Origin of the sequence: Pseudomonas sp. B21-009 (genome assembly GCF_024749345.1) — a bacterium.
GTDB lineage: Bacteria > Pseudomonadota > Gammaproteobacteria > Pseudomonadales > Pseudomonadaceae > Aquipseudomonas.
The window spans coordinates 4784384-4802314 of record NZ_CP087199.1 but is presented as its reverse complement, the minus strand read 5'-3'; the positions used below and the strand labels follow the sequence as shown (position 1 = coordinate 4802314).

The window sequence follows — 17931 nt, the reverse complement described above, 5'->3', positions numbered from 1 at the left end:
TCCTTGTCAGAGCTCTTGGCTCATCTGCTGGAGGAAGGCCTGGATGGTTTCCTCGTTGCGTTTGAAAAAATGCCACTGGCCAATCTTCTGGCTGCTGATCAGGCCCGCGCGCTGCAGGGTCGCCAGGTGGGCAGAAACGGTCGACTGCGACAGGCCGCAGCGTTGATCGATCTGCCCGGCACACACACCGTGTTCGGTGCTGTGGTGCTGGTCGGGGAACTGCGCGTCGGGGTCCTTCAGCCAGTTGAGGATTTCTCGCCGTACTGGGTGGGCCAGGGCTTTTATTATTTCGTCGAGATCGAGAGGCATGGTTGGGCTCGTGGTTGTGTAGCGGTATATCGCGATGTGGCGAAATATAAATCGGTATTTCGCGATATACAAATATGATGTGGTTCTGAGCTCAGCGTAAATCGCTATATCGGGTTATAACGATATAGATGCCGGGGTGCTAGAATCCCAGTCCATGAACTACCTCGCACACCTTCACCTCGGCGGTCAGCAGCCCGAGCAATTGCTCGGCAGCCTCTATGGCGATTTCGTCAAAGGACCGTTGCAGGGGCGCTTTGCCCCGTCGCTGGAAGCGGCGATTCGTTTGCACCGGCAGATCGACGTCTACACCGACAGCCATCCACTGGTGCTGGCGGCGCTGGCGCGTTTTCCGCGGCAGCGGCGGCGTTATGCCGGGATCATCCTCGATGTGTTTTTCGACCACTGCCTGGCCTTGCACTGGCAGGATTACGCTGAGCAGCCATTGGGTCAGTTCACCGACCGCGTGTACCAGGTCCTCGCCGCCGAGCCGGCCTTGCCTGGGCGCCTGGCGCAAATCGCGCCGTACATGGCCGCCGATGACTGGCTGGGGTCTTACCGCGAATTCGCGGTGCTCGAACAAGTGTTTCGCGGCATTGCCCGGCGCCTGTCACGGCCCGAAGGCATGGACGGTGCGATAGAGGAGGTGACGGCGCTGTACCAGCCATTGCTGAATGACTTTCGCAATTTCTACCCAGAGCTTCAGCGCTTTGCCAGGGCCAATACCTAGGCGGCCCTGGCCCGGCGTTGTGGCTGGGCAACCGGTTCGCTGCCGAACAGTGCCTGCTGGATTACCTGCTGCGCCTTGAACGCCAGGGCGGCGCGTTCTTCGCCGGCGCTGGCAATTGGCGCGAGCAGATGGATCTCGACCTCGGCGCAATCATTGGCAAACAGCCGGAACAGGTGCGAGAGCAAATCGTCATTACCGATAAACGGTGCGATCGCATCGCTCTGGCCGTTGCGCAGGTAGCGCAGGGCGACCGGCTGCAACGGGGTTTGTGTATCGATGGCACTCGCCAGCAGGCGCCCATGAAAGGTGCGCAGGCTGCGCCCGTCGGTGGTGGTGCCTTCGGGGAAAATCAACAATGCGCTGCCTTGTTGCAGGTGCTGGCTGATCTGCTGGCGCAGCAGCTGGCTGTCGTTACCACCGCGGCGGATAAATAGAGTGCCGGCCTTGAGCGCCAGCCAGCCGGCAATCGGCCAGGTGCGCACTTCGGCCTTGGACAGGAACGACAGCGGCGCAAGCATGCCCAGCAACGGGATGTCGGTCCAGGACACATGGTTGCTGACCCACAGCATCGGTTGCTGCGGCACCTGGCCCACCACCCGCACCTTGAACGGCAGGGCGTTGCTCAGCCTGCCCATGAACAGCTGCGACCAGCGCTGCCGGCGCTCGGTCGAGGCCGGTACGCGCAGGCGCTCGTAGAGGGTGAACAGCGCGGCCATGGCCAGGCCGAACAGCACCACCAGCAGCACCCGAATTACGCGCCCATAGACGCGCAGGCGCTGCATCAGACCGCCGCCTTGAAGTGCCGGGCATAGCGCGGACACAGCTCGTCGCGCTTGAGCAGAATGAACACGTCGGCGACCTGGAAGTCTTCGTCCCAGCACGGCTCGCCGCAGATCTTCGCCCCCAGGCGCATGTAGGCCTTGAGCAGCGGCGGCATCTCGGCGATGACGTTACCCGGCAGGGCCAGGCTTGGCAGCGGGTTTTTCGGTTCGGCGCGCAGGTGCTCGGTGCACAGGTAACGTTCGCGCAGGCGTTGCATGATCGCATGGGCCTGCACGCCGCCATCCTGCATGGGGATGCTGGCGCAACCCATCAGGTAGCTGTAGCGGCCCTCGTTGAGCACTTCGGCCAGTTCTGCCCAGAGCACGGCGATGGTGCCGCCGTTGCGGTAGGCCGGGTCGACGCAGGTGCGCCCCAGTTCGAGGATCGGCCCTTGCAGGTGGCCGAGGCCGTGCAGGCTGAACTCCTCTTCGCTGTAGAAGCGCCCCAGGCTGCTGGCAGCCTGATGGTCGAGCAGGCGGGTGGTGGCGACCAGGCGCCCGCTGGTCAAGTCGCGCACGCCGATGTGGCGGCAATGAATGTCGTAGTCATCCATGTCCAGGCCCAGTTCGGCGCCTTTGAGCTTGGCCTTGAATTCACCGCTGAATACGCTGAACCTCAGGGCCTGGGCTTCCTGCAGGGCTGCCGGGCCGACCAGGCGTTCGGCTTGCAGACGGCGTTCAGTGCTGTTGTCGCCAGAGCGAGCGATCCGAGTCATTGCGTGTCTCCATAAGCCAGCCATGGGGTTGCGGCCGGTCGACTTTGTTGTGCAAAGTCAGCCTAGGTAGATGCGGTGTCACCCCCGTGAACAATTGGTGATGCTTGTATGACAGCCCTCAAGGAGCGCTTCGATGGCCTGGCTGCAACGACTCAACGACCGACAGCGACACCCCCAGGCGGCCACGCTGGCCGATACCTATTCCACCTTGCTGGCACGCCTGGGCACGGTCAGCCCGTTCGAGCTGGCGGTGCTCGGCGCACGCGCCATGGCCACCCCGGGCCTGGCCTTTCTGGTGGGTTACCAGGCAGCCCTGCGGGTGCTGTGGCCGAGCGCGCCGCAGAGCCTCGGCGCCCTGTGCGCCAGCGAGCGGCGCAGCGTGCGTCCGGCCGACATGCAGGTGCGCCTGGATGACCTGCGCCTGAGCGGCAGCAAGGACTTCGTCACCGCCGGGCTGGATGCCGAATGGCTGCTGGTGGCGGCGCGCTGCGAGCCACAAGGGCAGGCGCCTGAGCTGAGCCTGGCGGTGGTTTATGCCGGCGAGCCCGGGGTGCGCCTCGAACCGCTGCCGGCCTTGCCATTGATGCCGGAGGTCGGCCATGCCCGCCTGCACCTGCAAGGGGCGTTGTGCGAACGGCTGGCGGGCGATGGTTGGGATGCCTACGTCAAACCCTTCCGCTCCTTGGAAGACCTCTACGTGCTCAGTGCCCTGTGCGCCTGGCTGTATGGCGTCGGCCAGGAATCGGGCTGGGCGCAAAACCTGCAACTGCGCCTGATCGGCTTGCTCGGCGCCTGTGCCGAAAGCACCCGCCAATGCGCGGAGGCTTCAGCCAGCCATTTATTGCTGGGCGGCCTGTTCGCGCAGTTCAACGCCATGAAGGAGGAGATCAACCAGGCGCTGCTGGCCAGCCCTGGTGAATGGGCAAGCCTGTGGCAGCGCGACCAGGGCCTGCTGGAAATCGCCAGCGCCGCCCGGGCCAAGCGTTTGGCCAAGGCCTGGGCTGCCGCCGGACTGTCATGAAACGCTGGCAGGCTGGGCAAACCCTGGCCTTGAGTACGCGGCATGAGCAACGTGGCGTGGTGGATGCTGGCGCTGTTGGCCTTGAGCAAGGCCGTGCCAGCGCAGGAGTTGTGGCCTGTACCTGACTGGACCGTTGCGCCCGCGGCCAACCGTAGCGCCTGGCAGGCGGTGGAGCGTTATGCCTTCGCCCCTCGCGATGATCAGCAGCGCCAGGGCGTACGTACCGACGCGCTGCTGGTGATCGCCAACGGGCGCATTGTCTATGAACGTTATGCCGCGCCCAGCAGCGCTGCAACCGCGCACCTGACCTGGTCGATCAGCAAGAGCGTGCTGGCGACCCTGCTCGGCGTCGCCCACGGCGAAGGCCGCTTTGACCTGCACGATCCGCTGGCGCGTTTCTACCCGCCGATGCGCGCCCATCCCCAGGTGCGCATCGAAGACCTGCTGCACTGGGCCAGCGGCCTGGACTGGCAGGAAGACTACGAGTACGCGCCGCTCAAGTCCTCGGTGGTGGCCATGCTTTACACCCGCGGGCGCGGCGACATGGCCGGCTACACCGCAGCCAGACCCGAAGCGGCCAGCGCCGGGCAGCGTTTTCTTTACTCCAGTGGCGACAGCAATGTGCTGGCGGCGGCCTTGCGCGGCATGCTCGGCGAAGCTGACTATGCGAATTATCCCTGGCACGCGTTGTTCGAGCCCCTGGGCATCAGCAGTGCGGTCTGGGAGCGTGACGCTAATAACACCCTGGTGGGTTCCTCCTACCTGTACATGAGCGCCCGCGACCTGGCCCGTATCGGCCTGTTGATGCTGCGCGAAGGCCGCTGGCAGTCGCGCCAGCTACTGTCCAGCGACTGGGTGGCGTTCAATCGCCAGCCGTTCCTGCCGGCCACCGCCCAGCCGGGTGAAGCCAACCCGGGTGGGCACTGGTGGCTCAACCAGCCGCTGCCCGGCAGCCCGCGACCCTGGCCGGATGCGCCGGCCGATACCTACGCAGCCCTCGGGCACTGGGGGCAGGCGCTGTATGTGCTGCCGGCGCAGAAGCTGGTGATCGTGCGCTACGCCGATGATCGCGATGCCAGTTACGCCCACAACGAACTGCTCAAGCGGGTACTGGCTGCGGTCGATGAGGTGCGGCCATGAAGCGCGTGTTGCTGGTGCTGGTGCTGCTGGCAGGCGCCTGGGCCTGGTATGAGCGCCAGGCACTGATGGATTTCCCTGGCATTCTCAGTGCCTACTCGGCCAAGGAGTACTGCTCGTGCCGTTATGTCATGGGTTTCGATCCGCAGTACTGTCGCAGCTACGTGCAGCAGTACCTGCCGCTCAGCCGCCTGGACGAAGACGCGCAGCAGCGGCTGATCAGCGCTGCCGGCCTGGGGGTGGAGAATCATGCGCAGTGGCTGGGCCCGCGCGAAGGCTGTCGCTTGCTGCCGTGAAGACGGCCGGGTAAGGTTGACGACCATTGTGTTACAGGATTTCACATGTTCAGTCTGCCGCGTCTTCTGCTTGCCCTGCTGGTCGTCTTGAGTCTCCCTGCCCAGGCCAACTGGCACCTGGACGGCGAATCGTCGCGCCTGTCGTTCGTCTCCAGCAAGAATGGCGACACCGCCGAGGTGCATCGCTTCCTCGTCCTGCATGGCAAGGTCGATCGCAAGGGCGCCGCCGAGCTGCTGATCGAGATGGACTCCAACAGCAGCAGCGTGCCGTTGCGTGACGAGCGCATGCGCAAGGAGCTGTTCGAGTTCAGCAAATTCCCCGAGGCCAAGGTCAACGCACAGATCGACCTGCGTCCGATCAACGACCTGGCCAATGGCGCCCAGGTCGAATTGCGCCTGCCGGTGACGGTCAGCCTGCATGGCAAGCAGCACAGCTACAGCGCCCTGTTGCTGGCGACCCGCCTGGATGAGCGGCGCTTTCAGGTGGTCACCCTGGAGCCGTTGATGCTGCGCGCCGATGATTTCGATCTGCTCCCAGGCCTTGCCACCCTGCGCAAGCTGGCCGGGCTCAAGTCCATCAGCCCGTCGGTGCCGGTGGCTGCGGTGCTGATTTTTACGGCGCGCTGATATGGCCGGACCGGTCTTTCCCTGGCGCGATGGCAATCAGTTCGAGCTATTGATCGACGGTCCCGAGTTTTTCCCGCGCATGCTTACCGCAATCGTGCGCGCCGAGCACCAGGTGGACCTAGAGCTGTACCTGGTGGAGGCGGGCGCCTGCGCCGAAACCATGGTCCAGGCCCTGGTGCAGGCCGCCGAGCGCGGTGTGCAAGTGCGTTGCCTGTTCGATGACTACGGCTCGCTGGCTTTTACCCTGAGCCTGCGCCAGCGCTTGCTGGCCGCTGGCGTCGAGCTGCGCTGGTACAACCGCCTGCGCTGGCGCCGGGGCTTGCGCAACCTGTATCGCGATCACCGCAAGCTGCTGCTGGTCGACCAGCATTGGGCGGTGGTGGGTGGCACCGGCGTTACCGACCAGTTCTGGATCCCCAACGAAGACGTCAGCGAGTGGCACGAAGTGATGGTGCAGATGCAAGGCCCGCTGGTGGCCGACTGGCAGATGCTCTTCGACCGCCAGTGGCGGGCCAACCTGCGCCGCACCGCATGGCGGCCGCCAACCCACTTCGGCCTGCCGCGTTTGCCGCCGATCCCGCTCAGTGGCGCCGGCCTGGGCCGCGTGGCCTATGCCGACGCCCGCCAGCACCGGGACATTCTGCAGTCGCTGGTGCGCGCGCTGAACAGCGGCCAGCGGCGCATCTGGCTGGCCACGCCGTACTTCTTGCCGACCTGGAAAGTGCGCCGTTCCCTGCGCTGTGCTGCTTCCCGCGGCGTCGATGTGCGTTTGCTGCTGACCGGGCCGCGTACCGATCACCCGTCGGTGCGCTATGCCGGCCATCGCTATTACCCGCGGCTGTTGCGCGCCGGGGTGAAGATCTTCGAATACCAGCCGTGCTTCCTGCACCTGAAGATGGTGCTGGTGGATGACTGGGTGAGCATCGGCTCGTGCAACTTCGACCACTGGAACCTGCGCTTCAACCTCGAAGCCAACGTCGAAGCCATCGACCCACCCCTGACCGCCGACGTGACGGCGAGCTTTGAGCGCGACTTTGCCCAGAGCCTGGCCGTGGACCTTGCCCACTGGCATGCGCGACCGTTGTGGAAGCGGGTGCAGCAACGCTTGTGGGGCTGGCTCGACCGGCTGGTGGTCAACCTGCTCGATCGGCGTAATTGATTAACAATGTGAAGGTTGCTTGACCCGCGACGTCAGGCGTACCTGCTATTTTTGCCAGTTGTTGAAGTTAACCCTCAATGCGACGCTGCTTGCTCTCATTAAATACCGGGAGACGGCAATGAGCATTGATCTGTCTGCAAAGAATATAGATCCTGCTTTTGGGCAGGGGGGGTATTACGTCAACGAAGAAAGGCCAGCCATACGATGTGTTTGTACGCTGGGCGGGAACAACGCTATCCGCGCTTGCACCTTTGAACAAATCGAGCCCTATTTCTATGTACTTGGCATCACTCCCCAAGGTGCGGTGGACCCAACCTTTGGTGTGAACGGCGAAGTGCGGGTGAACGTCCCCGGCGCTACGCTCGTGGCCGCGACTTCGATGCTCAGCGCTGTGGTCGATGGCGCAGAGGTTTTTTATGTACTGGGCGAAATCGTTGTGCCCGGAGAGATTCAGCTATTTATCTGTCGTTTCCACGCCGATGGCAGGCTTGATAGCAATTACGGTGTTGACGGGTTTGCCATGCTGAGATACCCCGAAGCATCACCCTACTCAAGGAAGTTCAAGGCTCAGCGCGTAGAGGCTCCTGTACCGGGTGCAAAAGATCTGCAGATCAATCCTATTTATCCCGGTGCATCAAGTGCGCAGGTCATTGATACTGAAGGTAGCCTGTACGCGGGGTTCCGTTCCTACTGGGGAGATATTTCCTGGATCATGAAGGTTACCGGGCAAGGTAAGCTCGACCTCAGCTTCAACGCTACCGGCATGATACGCTTCAATCTGCATGGAAGCCCGGCTTCGTTGGGCAGCCTGGTTTATTCCCCTGAGCAAAAGCGTGTTATTGCCAGCGGTTATGATGCGCGGTACGCATTTGTCGTTGCCCTTGATGACAACGGAAGCCCTGACACAAGTTTCGGTGATAGCGGTTATGCGCTGTTCGAAGGCCCCGCAGGGAGTAAATTAACCCTCAAGCATGTGGCTGAAAGTAACGACAGGCTGGTCGTTGTCGGTGACCTCAGACTAAATACCGGACCACAATTTGGCGTTGTGCTGGGGTTGGATAACAATGGACGGTTGGACAACAGTTTCAATAATGGCCAGGTTTTGGTGATCGATAGAACCGGGTTCAGTGCTGATTTTTATTATGTGTCGGTGCAAGCGAATGGTTCAATCTTTGCTGCTGGGCGTTCGCAGTTTTATGACGACGATGCAGGTTTTTATTGGGCTGGCACGGTGGTTGCGTTGCAACCTGGCGGCGCGTTCGTGCCGGGCTTTGGCGAAGAGGGATGGGAACTGTTGTACAAGATGGTTTGGACTGATGGTTTCTACCCTTCGGGTAACGATATTGTGTTAGCTGGAAGCACCAGGGGTTTTATAGCTGGATTGATCAGTCGTGTGCTGGGCCCGGTTAGGTAAGTGTTTAAGACGCGCAACAAAAAAGCGGCAGGGGAATAATCCACCTGCCGCTTTTTTGTACCAGCAAACCCTGAGGCTTACTTCACTTCCACCGCCAGGCTTTCAGCGATCTTGTGCTGCCAGATCGCAGGGCCGGTGATGTGTACCGACTCGCCGTTGCTGTCGACCGCGACGGTGACCGGCATGTCCTTGACCTCGAACTCGTAGATCGCTTCCATGCCCAGTTCGGCAAAGGCCAGGACCTTGGACTTCTTGATCGCCTGGGCCACCAGGTAGGCAGCGCCGCCGACGGCCATCAGGTACACGGCCTTGTTGTCCTTGATCGCTTCGATGGCGGTCGGGCCGCGCTCGGATTTGCCGATCATGCCCAACAGGCCGGTCTGCTCGAGGATCTGCCGGGTGAACTTGTCCATCCGCGTTGCGGTGGTCGGGCCGGCCGGGCCAACCACTTCGTCACCGACCGGATCAACCGGGCCGACGTAGTAGATGAAGCGACCCTTGAGGTCGACCGGCAGTTCTTCGCCCTTGTTGAGCATCTCGACCATGCGCTTGTGCGCAGCGTCGCGACCGGTGAGCATCTTGCCGTTGAGCAGGATGGTCTCGCCCGGCTTCCAGCTCTGCACGTCTTCCGGGGTCAGGGTGTCGAGGTTGACGCGGCGGGCCGATGGGCCGGCTTCCCAGACGATCTCCGGGTAGGCGTCCAGCGATGGCGCTTCCAGGTCGGCCGGGCCGGAACCGTCGAGCACGAAATGGGCGTGACGGGTGGCGGCGCAGTTGGGGATCATGCACACCGGCAACGAGGCGGCGTGGGTCGGGTAATCCATGATCTTGACGTCGAGCACGGTGGTCAGGCCGCCCAGGCCCTGGGCGCCGATGCCCAGCTGGTTGACCTTGTCGAACAGCTCCAGGCGGATCTCTTCGATGCGGTTCTGCGGGCCACGGGCCTTGAGCTCGTGGATGTCGATGGATTCCATCAACACTTCCTTGGCCATCACCGCGGCTTTCTCGGCGGTACCGCCGATGCCGATGCCGAGCATGCCCGGTGGGCACCAGCCGGCACCCATGGTCGGAACGGTCTTGAGTACCCAGTCGACAATCGAGTCGGACGGGTTGAGCATGGCCATCTTCGACTTGTTCTCGGAGCCGCCGCCCTTGGCCGCTACGTCCACTTCCACGGTGTTGCCCGGGACGATGGAGTAGTGGATGACCGCCGGGGTGTTGTCCTTGGTGTTCTTACGCGCGCCGGCCGGGTCGGCCAGGATGGATGCACGCAGGACGTTTTCCGGCAGGTTGTAGGCGCGGCGCACGCCTTCGTTGATCATGTCGTCCAGGCTCATGGTCGCGCCGTCCCAGCGCACATCCATACCGACGCGCACGAACACGGTAACGATACCGGTGTCCTGGCAGATCGGCCGGTGGCCGGTGGCGCACATGCGCGAGTTGATCAGGATCTGGGCGATGGAATCGCGCGCAGCCGGCGACTCTTCACGCAGATAGGCCTCATGCATGGCCTGGATGAAATCAACGGGGTGGTAGTACGAAATGAACTGCAGGGCGTCGGCAACGCTCTGAATCAGGTCGTCTTGCTTGATCACGGTCATGCAGCGCGCTCCTCTTAAAGACGGGAACATTCATTAAGGTATTCCGACGCGGACTGGCCGAGGTGTCGAAACGACCTTCAACAGGCGCCAACGCAAGGCTGTCGGCGCAAAAAAGGCGCGGCAGTATAGCGCGCATCCGCGGTTGGCACACGTACCAAAGGTCCCCACCAAGGTCGGCAGTGGCCGGGCACTGTTCTTGCCTGAATGCCTGTCAGGGCCGATATGTGCAAACATGGCAATTATTCTTCACACACCCTAAAGTGGCGGTTGGCCATGCCTTATTCCTCTGCCCTGGCCAGAGCACGGTGAGCCACCTGTGACCGAAACAGCGCTGCAGAAGCTTCTCCTCAAACGTTTTCTCATGGCGGCCGGCACCTATCTGTTGGTATTGGCGCTGGTCTGGGTTGCGCTGTTGAATGGCCATCTGCAAGCCTCCCTGGATGTCTTGTTGCTGGGCAGCGGCTTGTTGCTGATGAGCCAGTTGCTGCTCGGCTGGGTGTTTGCCAGTGGCCGCAACCTGCGCTTTGGCGATCCGAGCCTGACCGAATTCCAGGTGTTGCTGGCGATTGCCTGGCAAACCTGGCTGCTGGCCCAGCTTGACCAGGGCCGCGGTACTTTTCTGATGTTTTATCCGTTGATTCTGATGTTCGGCCTGTTTCACCTGAGGGGGCGGGTGTTCGTGCGCTGCGCGCTGCTGGTGCTGTGCAGCTTCTTCGGCCTGATTGCCTGGGAGGCCTGGCAGGTGCCGCATTTCGCCGGTTCGCTGCTGGCGTTGCAGGCCAGTGCCTTGCTGGTGGTGCTGTGCTGGTTGTGCCTGTATGCCCGCTATGTGCAGGCCGCTCGCCAGCGTATGCGCCAACGCCGCTATGCCTTGCAAGCCCATCAGGACACCTTGCGCGGCATGATGCGCCAGCTTGAAGACCTGGTGGCCACCGACGAACTGACCGGGCTGTTCAACCGTCGGCATTTTCTCAGTCTGGCCAGCCGCGAGCTTGCGCACATGCGCGCAGACAGCAGCCACGGCCTGGCGTTGATCGACCTCGATCATTTCAAGCGCATCAACGATGTCTATGGGCATGCCGCCGGCGACCAGGTGCTGCAAGCCTTCGCCTCGATCGCCAGCGATTGCCTGGGCGACACTGCGGTGCTGGCCCGTTACGGTGGCGAAGAGTTCGTGCTGTTGCTGCCCGATTGCAGCCAAGCGCAGCTGTTCAGCTGTTGTGAACGCTTGCGCAAGGCCTTTGCCCTGGCCCAGCCGCCAGCGGTCGGCTTGCGCGTCGAACCGTTAAGCCTGTCGGCCGGGCTGACCCTGTTGGCGCCTGGCGATGATCTCGACGACGCCTTGCAACGTGCCGATCAGGCCTTGTACCGGGCCAAACACTGTGGGCGCAACCGCTGCCTGGCCGCCTGGGAGGCCGTCGATGCCTGAGTTGCGGGTCGCTGAGCGACAATGGCAGGTGGCCGCGGGCAGCAACCTGCTCGATGCCCTTAATGATGCCGGGCTGGCGGTGCCCTACAGTTGCCGTGCCGGCAGTTGCCACGCCTGCCTGGTGCGCTGCCTGCAAGGCCAGCCCGCAGATGCCCGGCCCGATGCCCTGGCGGCGGACAAACGCCAGCAAGGTTGGCGCCTGGCGTGCCAATGCAGTGTCGAAGAAGATTTGCAGGTGGCCTTGTTCGACCCGCTCGCAGATGGCCTGCCGGCCGAGGTCAGCGGCCTGGACTGGCTGAGCCCCACGGTGCTGCGCCTGCGGCTTGAGCCGCAAAGGGCACTACGCTACCAGGCCGGCCAGCACCTGGTGTTGTGGAGCCCGAACGGGGTCGCCCGGCCTTATTCGCTGGCGAGCCTGCCGGGGGAGGAGGGCTTTCTCGAGTTTCACCTCGATTGCCGGCAACCCGGTGCCTTCTGCGATGCCGCCCGGCAACTGACTATCGGTGCGACGTTGCGCCTGGGCGAGTTGCGCGGCGGCGCCTTGCATTACGATCCTGACTGGCAGGAGCGCCCGTTGTGGCTGCTGGCCGCCGGCACTGGCCTGGCGCCGTTATGGGGGATTGTGCGCGAAGCCTTGCGCCAGGAACACCACGGCCCGATTCGCCTGCTGCACCTGGCCCATGACCCGCAGGAACATTACCTGGCGCCCGCACTGACGGCGCTTGCCAGCCAGCATCCGCAATTGCAGGTCGAGCTGCTGACCCCACCGCAGTTGCCCCAGGCTCTGGCGGCGTTACGCCTGCCGTCACGCCAGACCGTGACCCTGGCCTGTGGCTCGGCGGCCAGTGTCGAGCAGTTTGCCCGGCGCATGTTTCTCGCCGGCCTGCCGCGCAATCAGTTGCTTGCCGATGTGTTCACCGGTCATGCCTGATTCCAGCAGGCAAAAAAAGCCCCGCAGCACAGGCTACGGGGCTTTGTTCAGCAGGGCCTGAGCATCAGACCAGCGAATCACCGACGTGCAGGATCTTCATGCCGTTGGTACCACCGATGGTGTGGTAGCTGTCGCCTTTGGTCAGGATCGCCCAGTCACCTGGCTCGACCGCGCCGCGCTGCAGCAACTCGTCGACTGCCGCCTGGCTGACTTTCTCCGCCGGCAGGGCTGCCGGATCGAAAGCCACCGGGTACACGCCACGGAACATCGCAGCGCGAGCCAGGGTGGCGCGGTGCGGCGAGAACGCGTAGATCGGCACCGAGGAACGCAGGCGCGACATGATCAGCGGGGTGTAGCCACTTTCGGTGAGGGCGATGATCGCCTTGACGCCGGGGAAGTGGTTGGCGGTGTACATGGCCGCCAGGGCGATGCTTTCGTCGCAGCGCTCGAAGCGGGTGTGCAGACGGTGGCTGGACTTCTGGCTGGTCGGGTGCTTTTCCGCGCCCAGGCAGATGCGCGCCATGGCCTGTACTGCTTCGATCGGGTAGGCGCCGGCGGCGCTTTCGGCCGAGAGCATCACCGCATCGGTGTTGTCCAGCACGGCGTTGGCCACGTCGGACACTTCGGCGCGGGTCGGCATCGGGTTCTGGATCATCGACTCCATCATCTGGGTCGCCACGATCACCGCCTTGTTGTTGCGGCGGGCGTGCTGGATGATCTTCTTCTGGATCGCGATCAGCTCGGCATCGCCGATTTCCACGCCCAGATCGCCACGGGCCACCATGACCGCGTCACTGGCGGCGATCAGGCCGTCGAGGGTCTCGTCATCGGCGACCGCTTCGGCGCGCTCGATCTTGGCCACCAGCCAGGCGCTACCGCCGGCTTCGTCGCGCAGGCGACGGGCGTATTCCATGTCGCAGGCGTCGCGCGGGAAGGAAACGGCCAGGTAGTCCAGGTCCATTTCGGCTGCCAGCTTGATGTCGGCCTTGTCTTTTTCGGTCAGCGCCGGAGCTGTCAGGCCGCCGCCGCGACGGTTGATGCCTTTATGGTCGGACAGCGGGCCGCCGATCAGCACTTCGCAGTGCAGGGCGTCGGCGGTGGCGCTGGTTACGCGCATAACCACGCGGCCGTCGTCGAGCAGCAGTTCGTCGCCGACGCCGCAGTCCTTGACCAGGTCCGGATAGTCGATGCCGACGATATCCTGGGTGCCTTCGGTCAGCGGATGGGCGGTGGAGAAGGTGAAGCGGTCACCGACCTTGAGTTCGATACGCTTGTTGCTGAACTTGGCGATACGGATCTTCGGCCCTTGCAGGTCACCGAGCAGCGCCACGTGGCGGCCCAGGCGGGCAGCGATATCGCGGATCAGGCGCGCGCGAGCCTTGTGCTCGTCAGGCGTGCCGTGGGAGAAGTTCAGGCGAGCGACATCCAGGCCGGCGAGGATCAGTTGCTCGATCACTTCCGGCGAGTTGCTGGCGGGGCCAAGGGTGGCGACGATTTTGGTACGGCGGATGGTCATGCACAGACTCCTATAGTGAAGCGCAGCGAAAGGCTACTCCGGAAAATCGCTGTAGTCATTGTTCCTTTGCACTACCTGGCGGTTAGCGCGGGTGGCATTTGAACGGCTACAGGGCCCGAGCGCCGCTGGTGTGGGAGCGGGCTTGACCCGCGATGAGGCCAGTGCAGCCAGCCATGTCTACAGATTTTCCGCACAAAGCCGATACACTGCTCAATACAGGAGATCCCCCATGCGAGCCTTGATCGTTTTAGCCCTGGCCACCAGCGTCGTCGGTTGCACCCGCTGGTCGATGGACCATCATTTGAACAACGCCTACCGCGCCTATGACCGGGGCAACTGCGAGAAGGTCATGCTCGAGCTGTCCCAGGTCGAGCGCACCAGCCGTGCCCGACCGTTCATCCAGCCGGAAGTGTCGCTGCTGCGTGGCCAGTGCCTGGAACGGCAGAAATTGTTCGTCGATGCGGCGCAGACCTACCAGTTCATTCTTCAGCGCTACCCGCAGAGCGAGTACGCCTTCCGTGCCCGTGCCCGGCTGCAGACCCTCGAACAACTGGGCCACTACCGCAGCGGCGAAGCGGCGATTGCCCGCCCGGCAACCACCACGCCTTGGCGTTAATACTAAAGTCAGCAGGTCTGATTGTGACGCGCGGGTCAGGGTGCGCTAATCTTGTTGCTGAAATGAATGAAAAACAGCAGCCCTAGCGCGGCCCTGCTAAAAGGGTCTTCGACAGCGATCCCGACCATGTTTGACGAGCGCCGCATCGAGCGTCACCAGCTCCCTTATTTTCTCAAAGTCTTCAACCGCTTCACCGACCAGCCCATCGGCTACCTGGGAAATGTGTCCGAAGACGGCCTGATGCTGATCAGCCAGCTGCCGATGCTGGTCGGCCCGGATTTCGAGTTGCAGCTCAAAGTCCCGGGCCGCGATGGCGCAGTGCACCTGATCAACCTCACCGCCAGTTGCCTGTGGAGCCATGAAGACCAGACGCCCGGGCATTACGACTCGGGTTTCATGCTGCTGCAGGCGCCACGTGACTACGAGCAACTGGTGCGTGCCCTGCGCAACTATTTCAGCTTCCATCCGTTGAACGCTTCGGCCTGACGCTGGCCGTGACGGGCTGCTGGCCCTAGACTCTGGGCGACCTTCTGTTCAGGACGACCCCGTGAGCTCCAGCATTTTCTGGCACGACTACGAAACCACCGGTATCAACCCGCGCAACGACCGGCCCTTGCAGGTCGCCGGGGTGCGCACCGACCTTGACCTCAACGAGATCGAGGCGCCGATCAACTTCTATTGCCAGCCCAGCGCCGATATCCTGCCGCATCCCAAAGCGTGCCTGGTCACCGGCATCACTCCGCAGCAACTGGCCGCCAACGGCTTGAGCGAAGCCGAGTTCATGACTCGGGTGCATGCCGAACTGGCCCGTCCCGGCACCTGTGGCGCCGGCTACAACAGCTTGCGGTTCGACGACGAGGTCACCCGCTACAGCCTGTATCGCAACTTTTTTGATCCCTATGCCCGTGAGTGGCAGGGCGGCAACAGCCGCTGGGACTTGATCGATATCGTACGCACTGCTTATGCCCTGCGCCCGGACGGTATCGAGTGGCCGCAACAGGACGGGCGCACCAGTTTGCGCCTGGAGTTGCTCACTGCCGCCAATGGCATCGACCATGGACAGGCCCATGAAGCGTTGTCTGACGTGCGCGCCACCATTGCACTTGCGCGATTGATCCGACAGAAACAACCCAAGCTTTATGACTGGTTGTTTCAACTGCGCAGCAAGCAGAAAGTCCTCGACCAGATTCGATTATTACAACCGTTGGTGCATATTTCTGGCCGTTTCTCTGCGGCACGCAATTATCTGGGGGTGGTATTACCTCTGGCCTGGCACCCGCGCAATCGCAACGCCTTGATTGTCTGTGACCTGCACCTGGATGTTCAGCCCTTGATAGATGAGGATGCTGATTCACTGCGTCAGCGTTTATACACTCGTCGTGAGGAAATGCCTGACGGACAATTGCCGGTGCCGTTGAAATTAATCCATATCAATCGCTGCCCGGTGGTCGCCCCGTTGAGTGTATTGCGTGGCGAAGATCAGCAGCGTTTGCAACTGGATATGGCTGTTTATCAGGCGCGCGCGTCGAGTCTGATTGCCGCCGCCGGGCAATGGCAGGAGAAATTGCCGCTGGTTTATAGCGCCGAGGAGTTTGCTCCCAGCGAAGACCCGGAACAGCAGTTGTATGATGGCTTTCTTGGCGATCGTGATCGGCGTTTGTGCGAGCAAGTGCGCAGTGTCGATCCGCAGCAACTAGGGCAGGGGCAGTGGATGTTCGATGATGAACGGTTGCCGGAATTGTTGTTTCGTTATCGCGCACGCAATTTCAGCGAAACCTTGAATGCCGAGGAACGCCAGCGTTGGCAAACCTTCTGCCAGCAACGCCTGAGCGACCCGTTGATGGGCGCGCCCAATACCCTTGGGGATTTCGAGCGGGCCCTGCAGGAATGCTGGCTGGACGCCGACGCCCAGCAACAGCTGTTGCTCGGCCAGTGGCGTAACCATGTGCAGGCGCTTAAGTTGCAATTGGGAATGTAAGCAAACGTTGAAAATAAAAAACGCCAGCAAGGCTGGCGTTTTTAGCGAGTAACACAAGGTTACCAGCGGGCTTATTAACCCAGCAGGGTTGCCCAGCCTTCAACCACGTCACCACCCCATTTGGCTTTCCATTCTTTCAGGGTTTTGTGGTTGCCGCCTTTGGTTTCGATGACTTCACCGTTGTGCGGGTTTTTGTATTGCTTGACCTTGCGCGCACGTTTGGTGCCGGTGGTTTTAACCGCGCCGCGCGGGGCTTTGTTCAGTTTGGCTTCTGGATCCAGCAGCGCAATGATGTCACGCAGGGACTTCGAATATTCGCCCATCAGTGCACGCAGTTTGCCTTCGAATTCCAGCTCGGTTTGCAGCTTGTCGTCTTGCGACAGGTTCTGCAGACGCGCTTGCAGTTCTTTGATGGCTTCTTCGGTAGCGCGATATTCGTTGATCAGGGACATGAGGCGTTCCTTGGAAATGAAGGATTTTGGACAGACAGTGCGGCAATAATAATCAGACAGTACCCCCAAGTAAACATTTAAGCAGGCAATTAGCTCAATGAATGCTTAAACACCTTGAGGGATTAGGTTAAGAAAAATTTACAAACTAAGTGGTTTTTCCAATAGTTAACTTGATCGCCAGCCCGCAGCGCTACACGGCAGTGCCCTCTACCGCGCCGCCCAGGCAGGCGACAGGGCGCGTGCAATGAGTACTGCAGTTTTGCCGGGCACTCGCTAGAATGTGCGCCTTTGCGAAAGTTTCTGGAGTCCATTTCATGCGCACCTACCGGCTGGTGATTGCCTGCCCCGACCGCGTTGGCATCGTCGCCAAAGTCAGTAATTTCCTGGCGTCCTATAACGGCTGGATCAACGAAGCCAACCACCACTCCGACGAGCAGAGCGGCTGGTTCTTCATGCGCCACGAAATCCGCGCCGAAACCCTGCCGTTCGGTATCGAGGAATTTCGTGAAGCCTTCGCACCGATCGCCGAAGAGTTCTCGATGGTCTGGCGCATCACCGATACCGACCAGAAGAAGCGCGTGGTATTGATGGCCAGCCGCGAGTCCCACTGCCTGGCCGACCTGCTGCACCGCTGGCATGCCAAGGAACTGGACTGCGACATTCCCTGTGTGATTTCCAACCACAACGACCTGCGCAGCATGGTCGAGTGGCACGGCATCCCGTTCTTCCATGTGCCGGTCGATCCTCAGAACAAGCAGCCGGCCTTTGCCGAAGTCTCGCGCCTGGTCAAGGAGCACGGTGCCGACGTGGTGGTACTGGCGCGCTACATGCAGATCCTGCCGCCGCAACTGTGCCAGGAATACGCCCAGCAGGTGATCAACATCCACCACAGCTTCCTGCCTTCGTTCGTCGGCGCCAAACCGTACCACCAGGCGTCGCTGCGCGGCGTCAAGCTGATCGGCGCGACCTGCCACTACGTCACCGAAGAACTCGATGCCGGCCCGATCATCGAGCAGGACGTGGTTCGCGTCAGCCATAGCGACAGCATCGAAGACATGGTGCGTTTCGGCCGTGACGTCGAGAAAATGGTCCTGGCCCGCGGCCTGCGTTATCACCTGGAAGACCGCGTGCTGGTCCACGGCAACAAGACCGTGGTGTTCAACTAAGCCTCAGTGCCGGAG

General features: G+C 62.1%; 19 protein-coding genes. 13 read left to right on the top strand and 6 right to left on the bottom strand.

Annotated features, from left to right (window positions below):
- Positions 1 to 6 precede the first annotated feature (6 nt).
- Positions 7 to 309: a helix-turn-helix transcriptional regulator gene (locus LOY34_RS22120; RefSeq protein WP_038998919.1), complete on the bottom strand. Its 303-nt coding sequence runs from the start codon at positions 307 to 309 to the stop codon at positions 7 to 9.
- A 154-nt stretch (positions 310 to 463) separates the two neighbouring features.
- Between LOY34_RS22120 and LOY34_RS22115 the strand changes: the two genes are divergently transcribed.
- Positions 464 to 1036 (top strand): ACP phosphodiesterase, encoded by a 573-nt coding sequence (locus LOY34_RS22115; RefSeq protein WP_093379886.1) that lies wholly within the window; start codon positions 464 to 466, stop codon positions 1034 to 1036.
- Here the strand turns inward: LOY34_RS22115 and LOY34_RS22110 are convergent.
- Both LOY34_RS22110 and olsB read right to left on the bottom strand, forming a co-directional pair.
- On the bottom strand, positions 1033 to 1818 hold the full coding sequence (locus LOY34_RS22110; protein WP_195884950.1) for a 1-acyl-sn-glycerol-3-phosphate acyltransferase: 786 nt from the start codon (positions 1816 to 1818) through the stop codon (positions 1033 to 1035). The genes LOY34_RS22115 and LOY34_RS22110 overlap by 4 nt on opposite strands.
- Positions 1818 to 2573 carry an L-ornithine N(alpha)-acyltransferase gene (gene olsB, locus LOY34_RS22105; RefSeq protein ID WP_093379894.1) on the bottom strand — a complete coding sequence of 252 codons (756 nt, stop codon included), beginning with the start codon at positions 2571 to 2573 and terminating at the stop codon, positions 1818 to 1820. Before olsB ends, LOY34_RS22110 begins: the two co-directional genes overlap by 1 nt.
- A 133-nt stretch (positions 2574 to 2706) precedes the next feature.
- Between olsB and LOY34_RS22100 the strand changes: the two genes are divergently transcribed.
- The 6 genes from LOY34_RS22100 to LOY34_RS22075 all read left to right on the top strand — a co-directional run bounded on the left by LOY34_RS22100 (position 2707) and on the right by LOY34_RS22075 (position 8227).
- Positions 2707 to 3594 (top strand): acyl-CoA dehydrogenase, encoded by an 888-nt coding sequence (locus LOY34_RS22100; RefSeq protein WP_195884949.1) that lies wholly within the window; start codon positions 2707 to 2709, stop codon positions 3592 to 3594.
- Positions 3595 to 3657: 63 nt separating this feature from the next.
- Complete coding sequence (locus tag LOY34_RS22095) at positions 3658 to 4734, top strand: serine hydrolase domain-containing protein (protein WP_408980918.1); 1077 nt, start codon at positions 3658 to 3660, stop codon at positions 4732 to 4734.
- Positions 4731 to 5027, top strand: coding sequence for a hypothetical protein (locus tag LOY34_RS22090; RefSeq protein WP_045197425.1), 297 nt, complete (start codon positions 4731 to 4733; stop codon positions 5025 to 5027). The genes LOY34_RS22095 and LOY34_RS22090 overlap by 4 nt, the downstream gene beginning before the upstream one ends.
- A 45-nt stretch (positions 5028 to 5072) precedes the next feature.
- Positions 5073 to 5654: a YceI family protein gene (locus tag LOY34_RS22085; RefSeq protein ID WP_045197427.1), complete on the top strand. Its 582-nt coding sequence runs from the start codon at positions 5073 to 5075 to the stop codon at positions 5652 to 5654.
- A 1-nt stretch (position 5655) separates the two neighbouring features.
- Positions 5656 to 6813 (top strand): phosphatidylserine/phosphatidylglycerophosphate/cardiolipin synthase family protein, encoded by a 1158-nt coding sequence (locus LOY34_RS22080; RefSeq protein ID WP_258664036.1) that lies wholly within the window; start codon positions 5656 to 5658, stop codon positions 6811 to 6813.
- A 118-nt stretch (positions 6814 to 6931) separates the two neighbouring features.
- The gene (locus LOY34_RS22075; protein ID WP_195884946.1) at positions 6932 to 8227 is read left to right on the top strand and encodes a hypothetical protein; all 1296 of its coding nucleotides are present in this window, start codon (positions 6932 to 6934) and stop codon (positions 8225 to 8227) included.
- Positions 8228 to 8304: 77 nt separating this feature from the next.
- On the opposite strand, the gene LOY34_RS22070 is transcribed toward LOY34_RS22075, so the two are convergent.
- On the bottom strand, positions 8305 to 9828 hold the full coding sequence (locus LOY34_RS22070; RefSeq protein WP_045197431.1) for a fumarate hydratase: 1524 nt from the start codon (positions 9826 to 9828) through the stop codon (positions 8305 to 8307).
- Between the two features lie 316 nt (positions 9829 to 10144).
- On the opposite strand from LOY34_RS22070, the gene LOY34_RS22065 reads away from it, so the two are divergent.
- Positions 10145 to 11257 carry a diguanylate cyclase gene (locus LOY34_RS22065; RefSeq protein WP_045197434.1) on the top strand — a complete coding sequence of 371 codons (1113 nt, stop codon included), beginning with the start codon at positions 10145 to 10147 and terminating at the stop codon, positions 11255 to 11257.
- Positions 11250 to 12188 (top strand): iron-sulfur-binding ferredoxin reductase, encoded by a 939-nt coding sequence (locus tag LOY34_RS22060; RefSeq protein ID WP_195884945.1) that lies wholly within the window; start codon positions 11250 to 11252, stop codon positions 12186 to 12188. Before LOY34_RS22065 ends, LOY34_RS22060 begins: the two co-directional genes overlap by 8 nt.
- 64 nt (positions 12189 to 12252) lie before the next feature.
- Here the strand turns inward: LOY34_RS22060 and pyk are convergent, their stop codons facing one another.
- Positions 12253 to 13704 carry a pyruvate kinase gene (pyk, locus tag LOY34_RS22055; protein WP_045197438.1) on the bottom strand — a complete coding sequence of 484 codons (1452 nt, stop codon included), beginning with the start codon at positions 13702 to 13704 and terminating at the stop codon, positions 12253 to 12255.
- 229 nt (positions 13705 to 13933) lie between these two features.
- On the opposite strand from pyk, the gene LOY34_RS22050 reads away from it, so the two are divergent.
- The 3 genes from LOY34_RS22050 (at position 13934) to sbcB (ending at position 16298) form a co-directional block, all read left to right on the top strand.
- Positions 13934 to 14320 (top strand): tol-pal system YbgF family protein, encoded by a 387-nt coding sequence (locus tag LOY34_RS22050; RefSeq protein ID WP_045197440.1) that lies wholly within the window; start codon positions 13934 to 13936, stop codon positions 14318 to 14320.
- Between the two features lie 126 nt (positions 14321 to 14446).
- The gene (locus LOY34_RS22045) at positions 14447 to 14806 is read left to right on the top strand and encodes a PilZ domain-containing protein (protein ID WP_045197442.1); all 360 of its coding nucleotides are present in this window, start codon (positions 14447 to 14449) and stop codon (positions 14804 to 14806) included.
- A gap of 61 nt (positions 14807 to 14867) precedes the next feature.
- On the top strand, positions 14868 to 16298 hold the full coding sequence (sbcB, locus tag LOY34_RS22040) for an exodeoxyribonuclease I (protein WP_195884944.1): 1431 nt from the start codon (positions 14868 to 14870) through the stop codon (positions 16296 to 16298).
- A gap of 74 nt (positions 16299 to 16372) precedes the next feature.
- On the opposite strand, the gene mvaT is transcribed toward sbcB, so the two are convergent.
- Entirely contained in the window at positions 16373 to 16750 is a 378-nt protein-coding gene (gene mvaT / locus LOY34_RS22035) for a histone-like nucleoid-structuring protein MvaT (protein ID WP_045197447.1), read from the bottom strand.
- Between the two features lie 314 nt (positions 16751 to 17064).
- Here mvaT and purU point away from each other — a divergent pair, with 314 nt between their 5' ends.
- Entirely contained in the window at positions 17065 to 17916 is an 852-nt protein-coding gene (gene purU / locus LOY34_RS22030; protein WP_045197450.1) for a formyltetrahydrofolate deformylase, read from the top strand.
- The last annotated feature ends 15 nt before the right edge of the window (positions 17917 to 17931 follow it).

Excerpts from the sequence above, each read along its gene's own strand:
- LOY34_RS22120 (WP_038998919.1), bottom strand. The coding sequence starts at position 309 with ATGCCTCTCGATCTCGACGAAATAATAAAAGCCCTGGCCCACCCAGTA.
- LOY34_RS22115 (WP_093379886.1), top strand. The coding sequence starts at position 464 with ATGAACTACCTCGCACACCTTCACCTCGGCGGTCAGCAGCCCGAGCAA.
- LOY34_RS22110 (WP_195884950.1), bottom strand. The coding sequence starts at position 1,818 with ATGCAGCGCCTGCGCGTCTATGGGCGCGTAATTCGGGTGCTGCTGGTG.
- olsB (WP_093379894.1), bottom strand. The coding sequence starts at position 2,573 with ATGACTCGGATCGCTCGCTCTGGCGACAACAGCACTGAACGCCGTCTG.
- LOY34_RS22100 (WP_195884949.1), top strand. The coding sequence starts at position 2,707 with ATGGCCTGGCTGCAACGACTCAACGACCGACAGCGACACCCCCAGGCG.
- LOY34_RS22095 (WP_408980918.1), top strand. The coding sequence starts at position 3,658 with ATGCTGGCGCTGTTGGCCTTGAGCAAGGCCGTGCCAGCGCAGGAGTTG.
- LOY34_RS22090 (WP_045197425.1), top strand. The coding sequence starts at position 4,731 with ATGAAGCGCGTGTTGCTGGTGCTGGTGCTGCTGGCAGGCGCCTGGGCC.
- LOY34_RS22085 (WP_045197427.1), top strand. The coding sequence starts at position 5,073 with ATGTTCAGTCTGCCGCGTCTTCTGCTTGCCCTGCTGGTCGTCTTGAGT.
- LOY34_RS22080 (WP_258664036.1), top strand. The coding sequence starts at position 5,656 with ATGGCCGGACCGGTCTTTCCCTGGCGCGATGGCAATCAGTTCGAGCTA.
- LOY34_RS22075 (WP_195884946.1), top strand. The coding sequence starts at position 6,932 with ATGAGCATTGATCTGTCTGCAAAGAATATAGATCCTGCTTTTGGGCAG.
- LOY34_RS22070 (WP_045197431.1), bottom strand. The coding sequence starts at position 9,828 with ATGACCGTGATCAAGCAAGACGACCTGATTCAGAGCGTTGCCGACGCC.
- LOY34_RS22060 (WP_195884945.1), top strand. The coding sequence starts at position 11,250 with ATGCCTGAGTTGCGGGTCGCTGAGCGACAATGGCAGGTGGCCGCGGGC.
- pyk (WP_045197438.1), bottom strand. The coding sequence starts at position 13,704 with ATGACCATCCGCCGTACCAAAATCGTCGCCACCCTTGGCCCCGCCAGC.
- LOY34_RS22050 (WP_045197440.1), top strand. The coding sequence starts at position 13,934 with ATGCGAGCCTTGATCGTTTTAGCCCTGGCCACCAGCGTCGTCGGTTGC.
- LOY34_RS22045 (WP_045197442.1), top strand. The coding sequence starts at position 14,447 with ATGTTTGACGAGCGCCGCATCGAGCGTCACCAGCTCCCTTATTTTCTC.
- mvaT (WP_045197447.1), bottom strand. The coding sequence starts at position 16,750 with ATGTCCCTGATCAACGAATATCGCGCTACCGAAGAAGCCATCAAAGAA.
- purU (WP_045197450.1), top strand. The coding sequence starts at position 17,065 with ATGCGCACCTACCGGCTGGTGATTGCCTGCCCCGACCGCGTTGGCATC.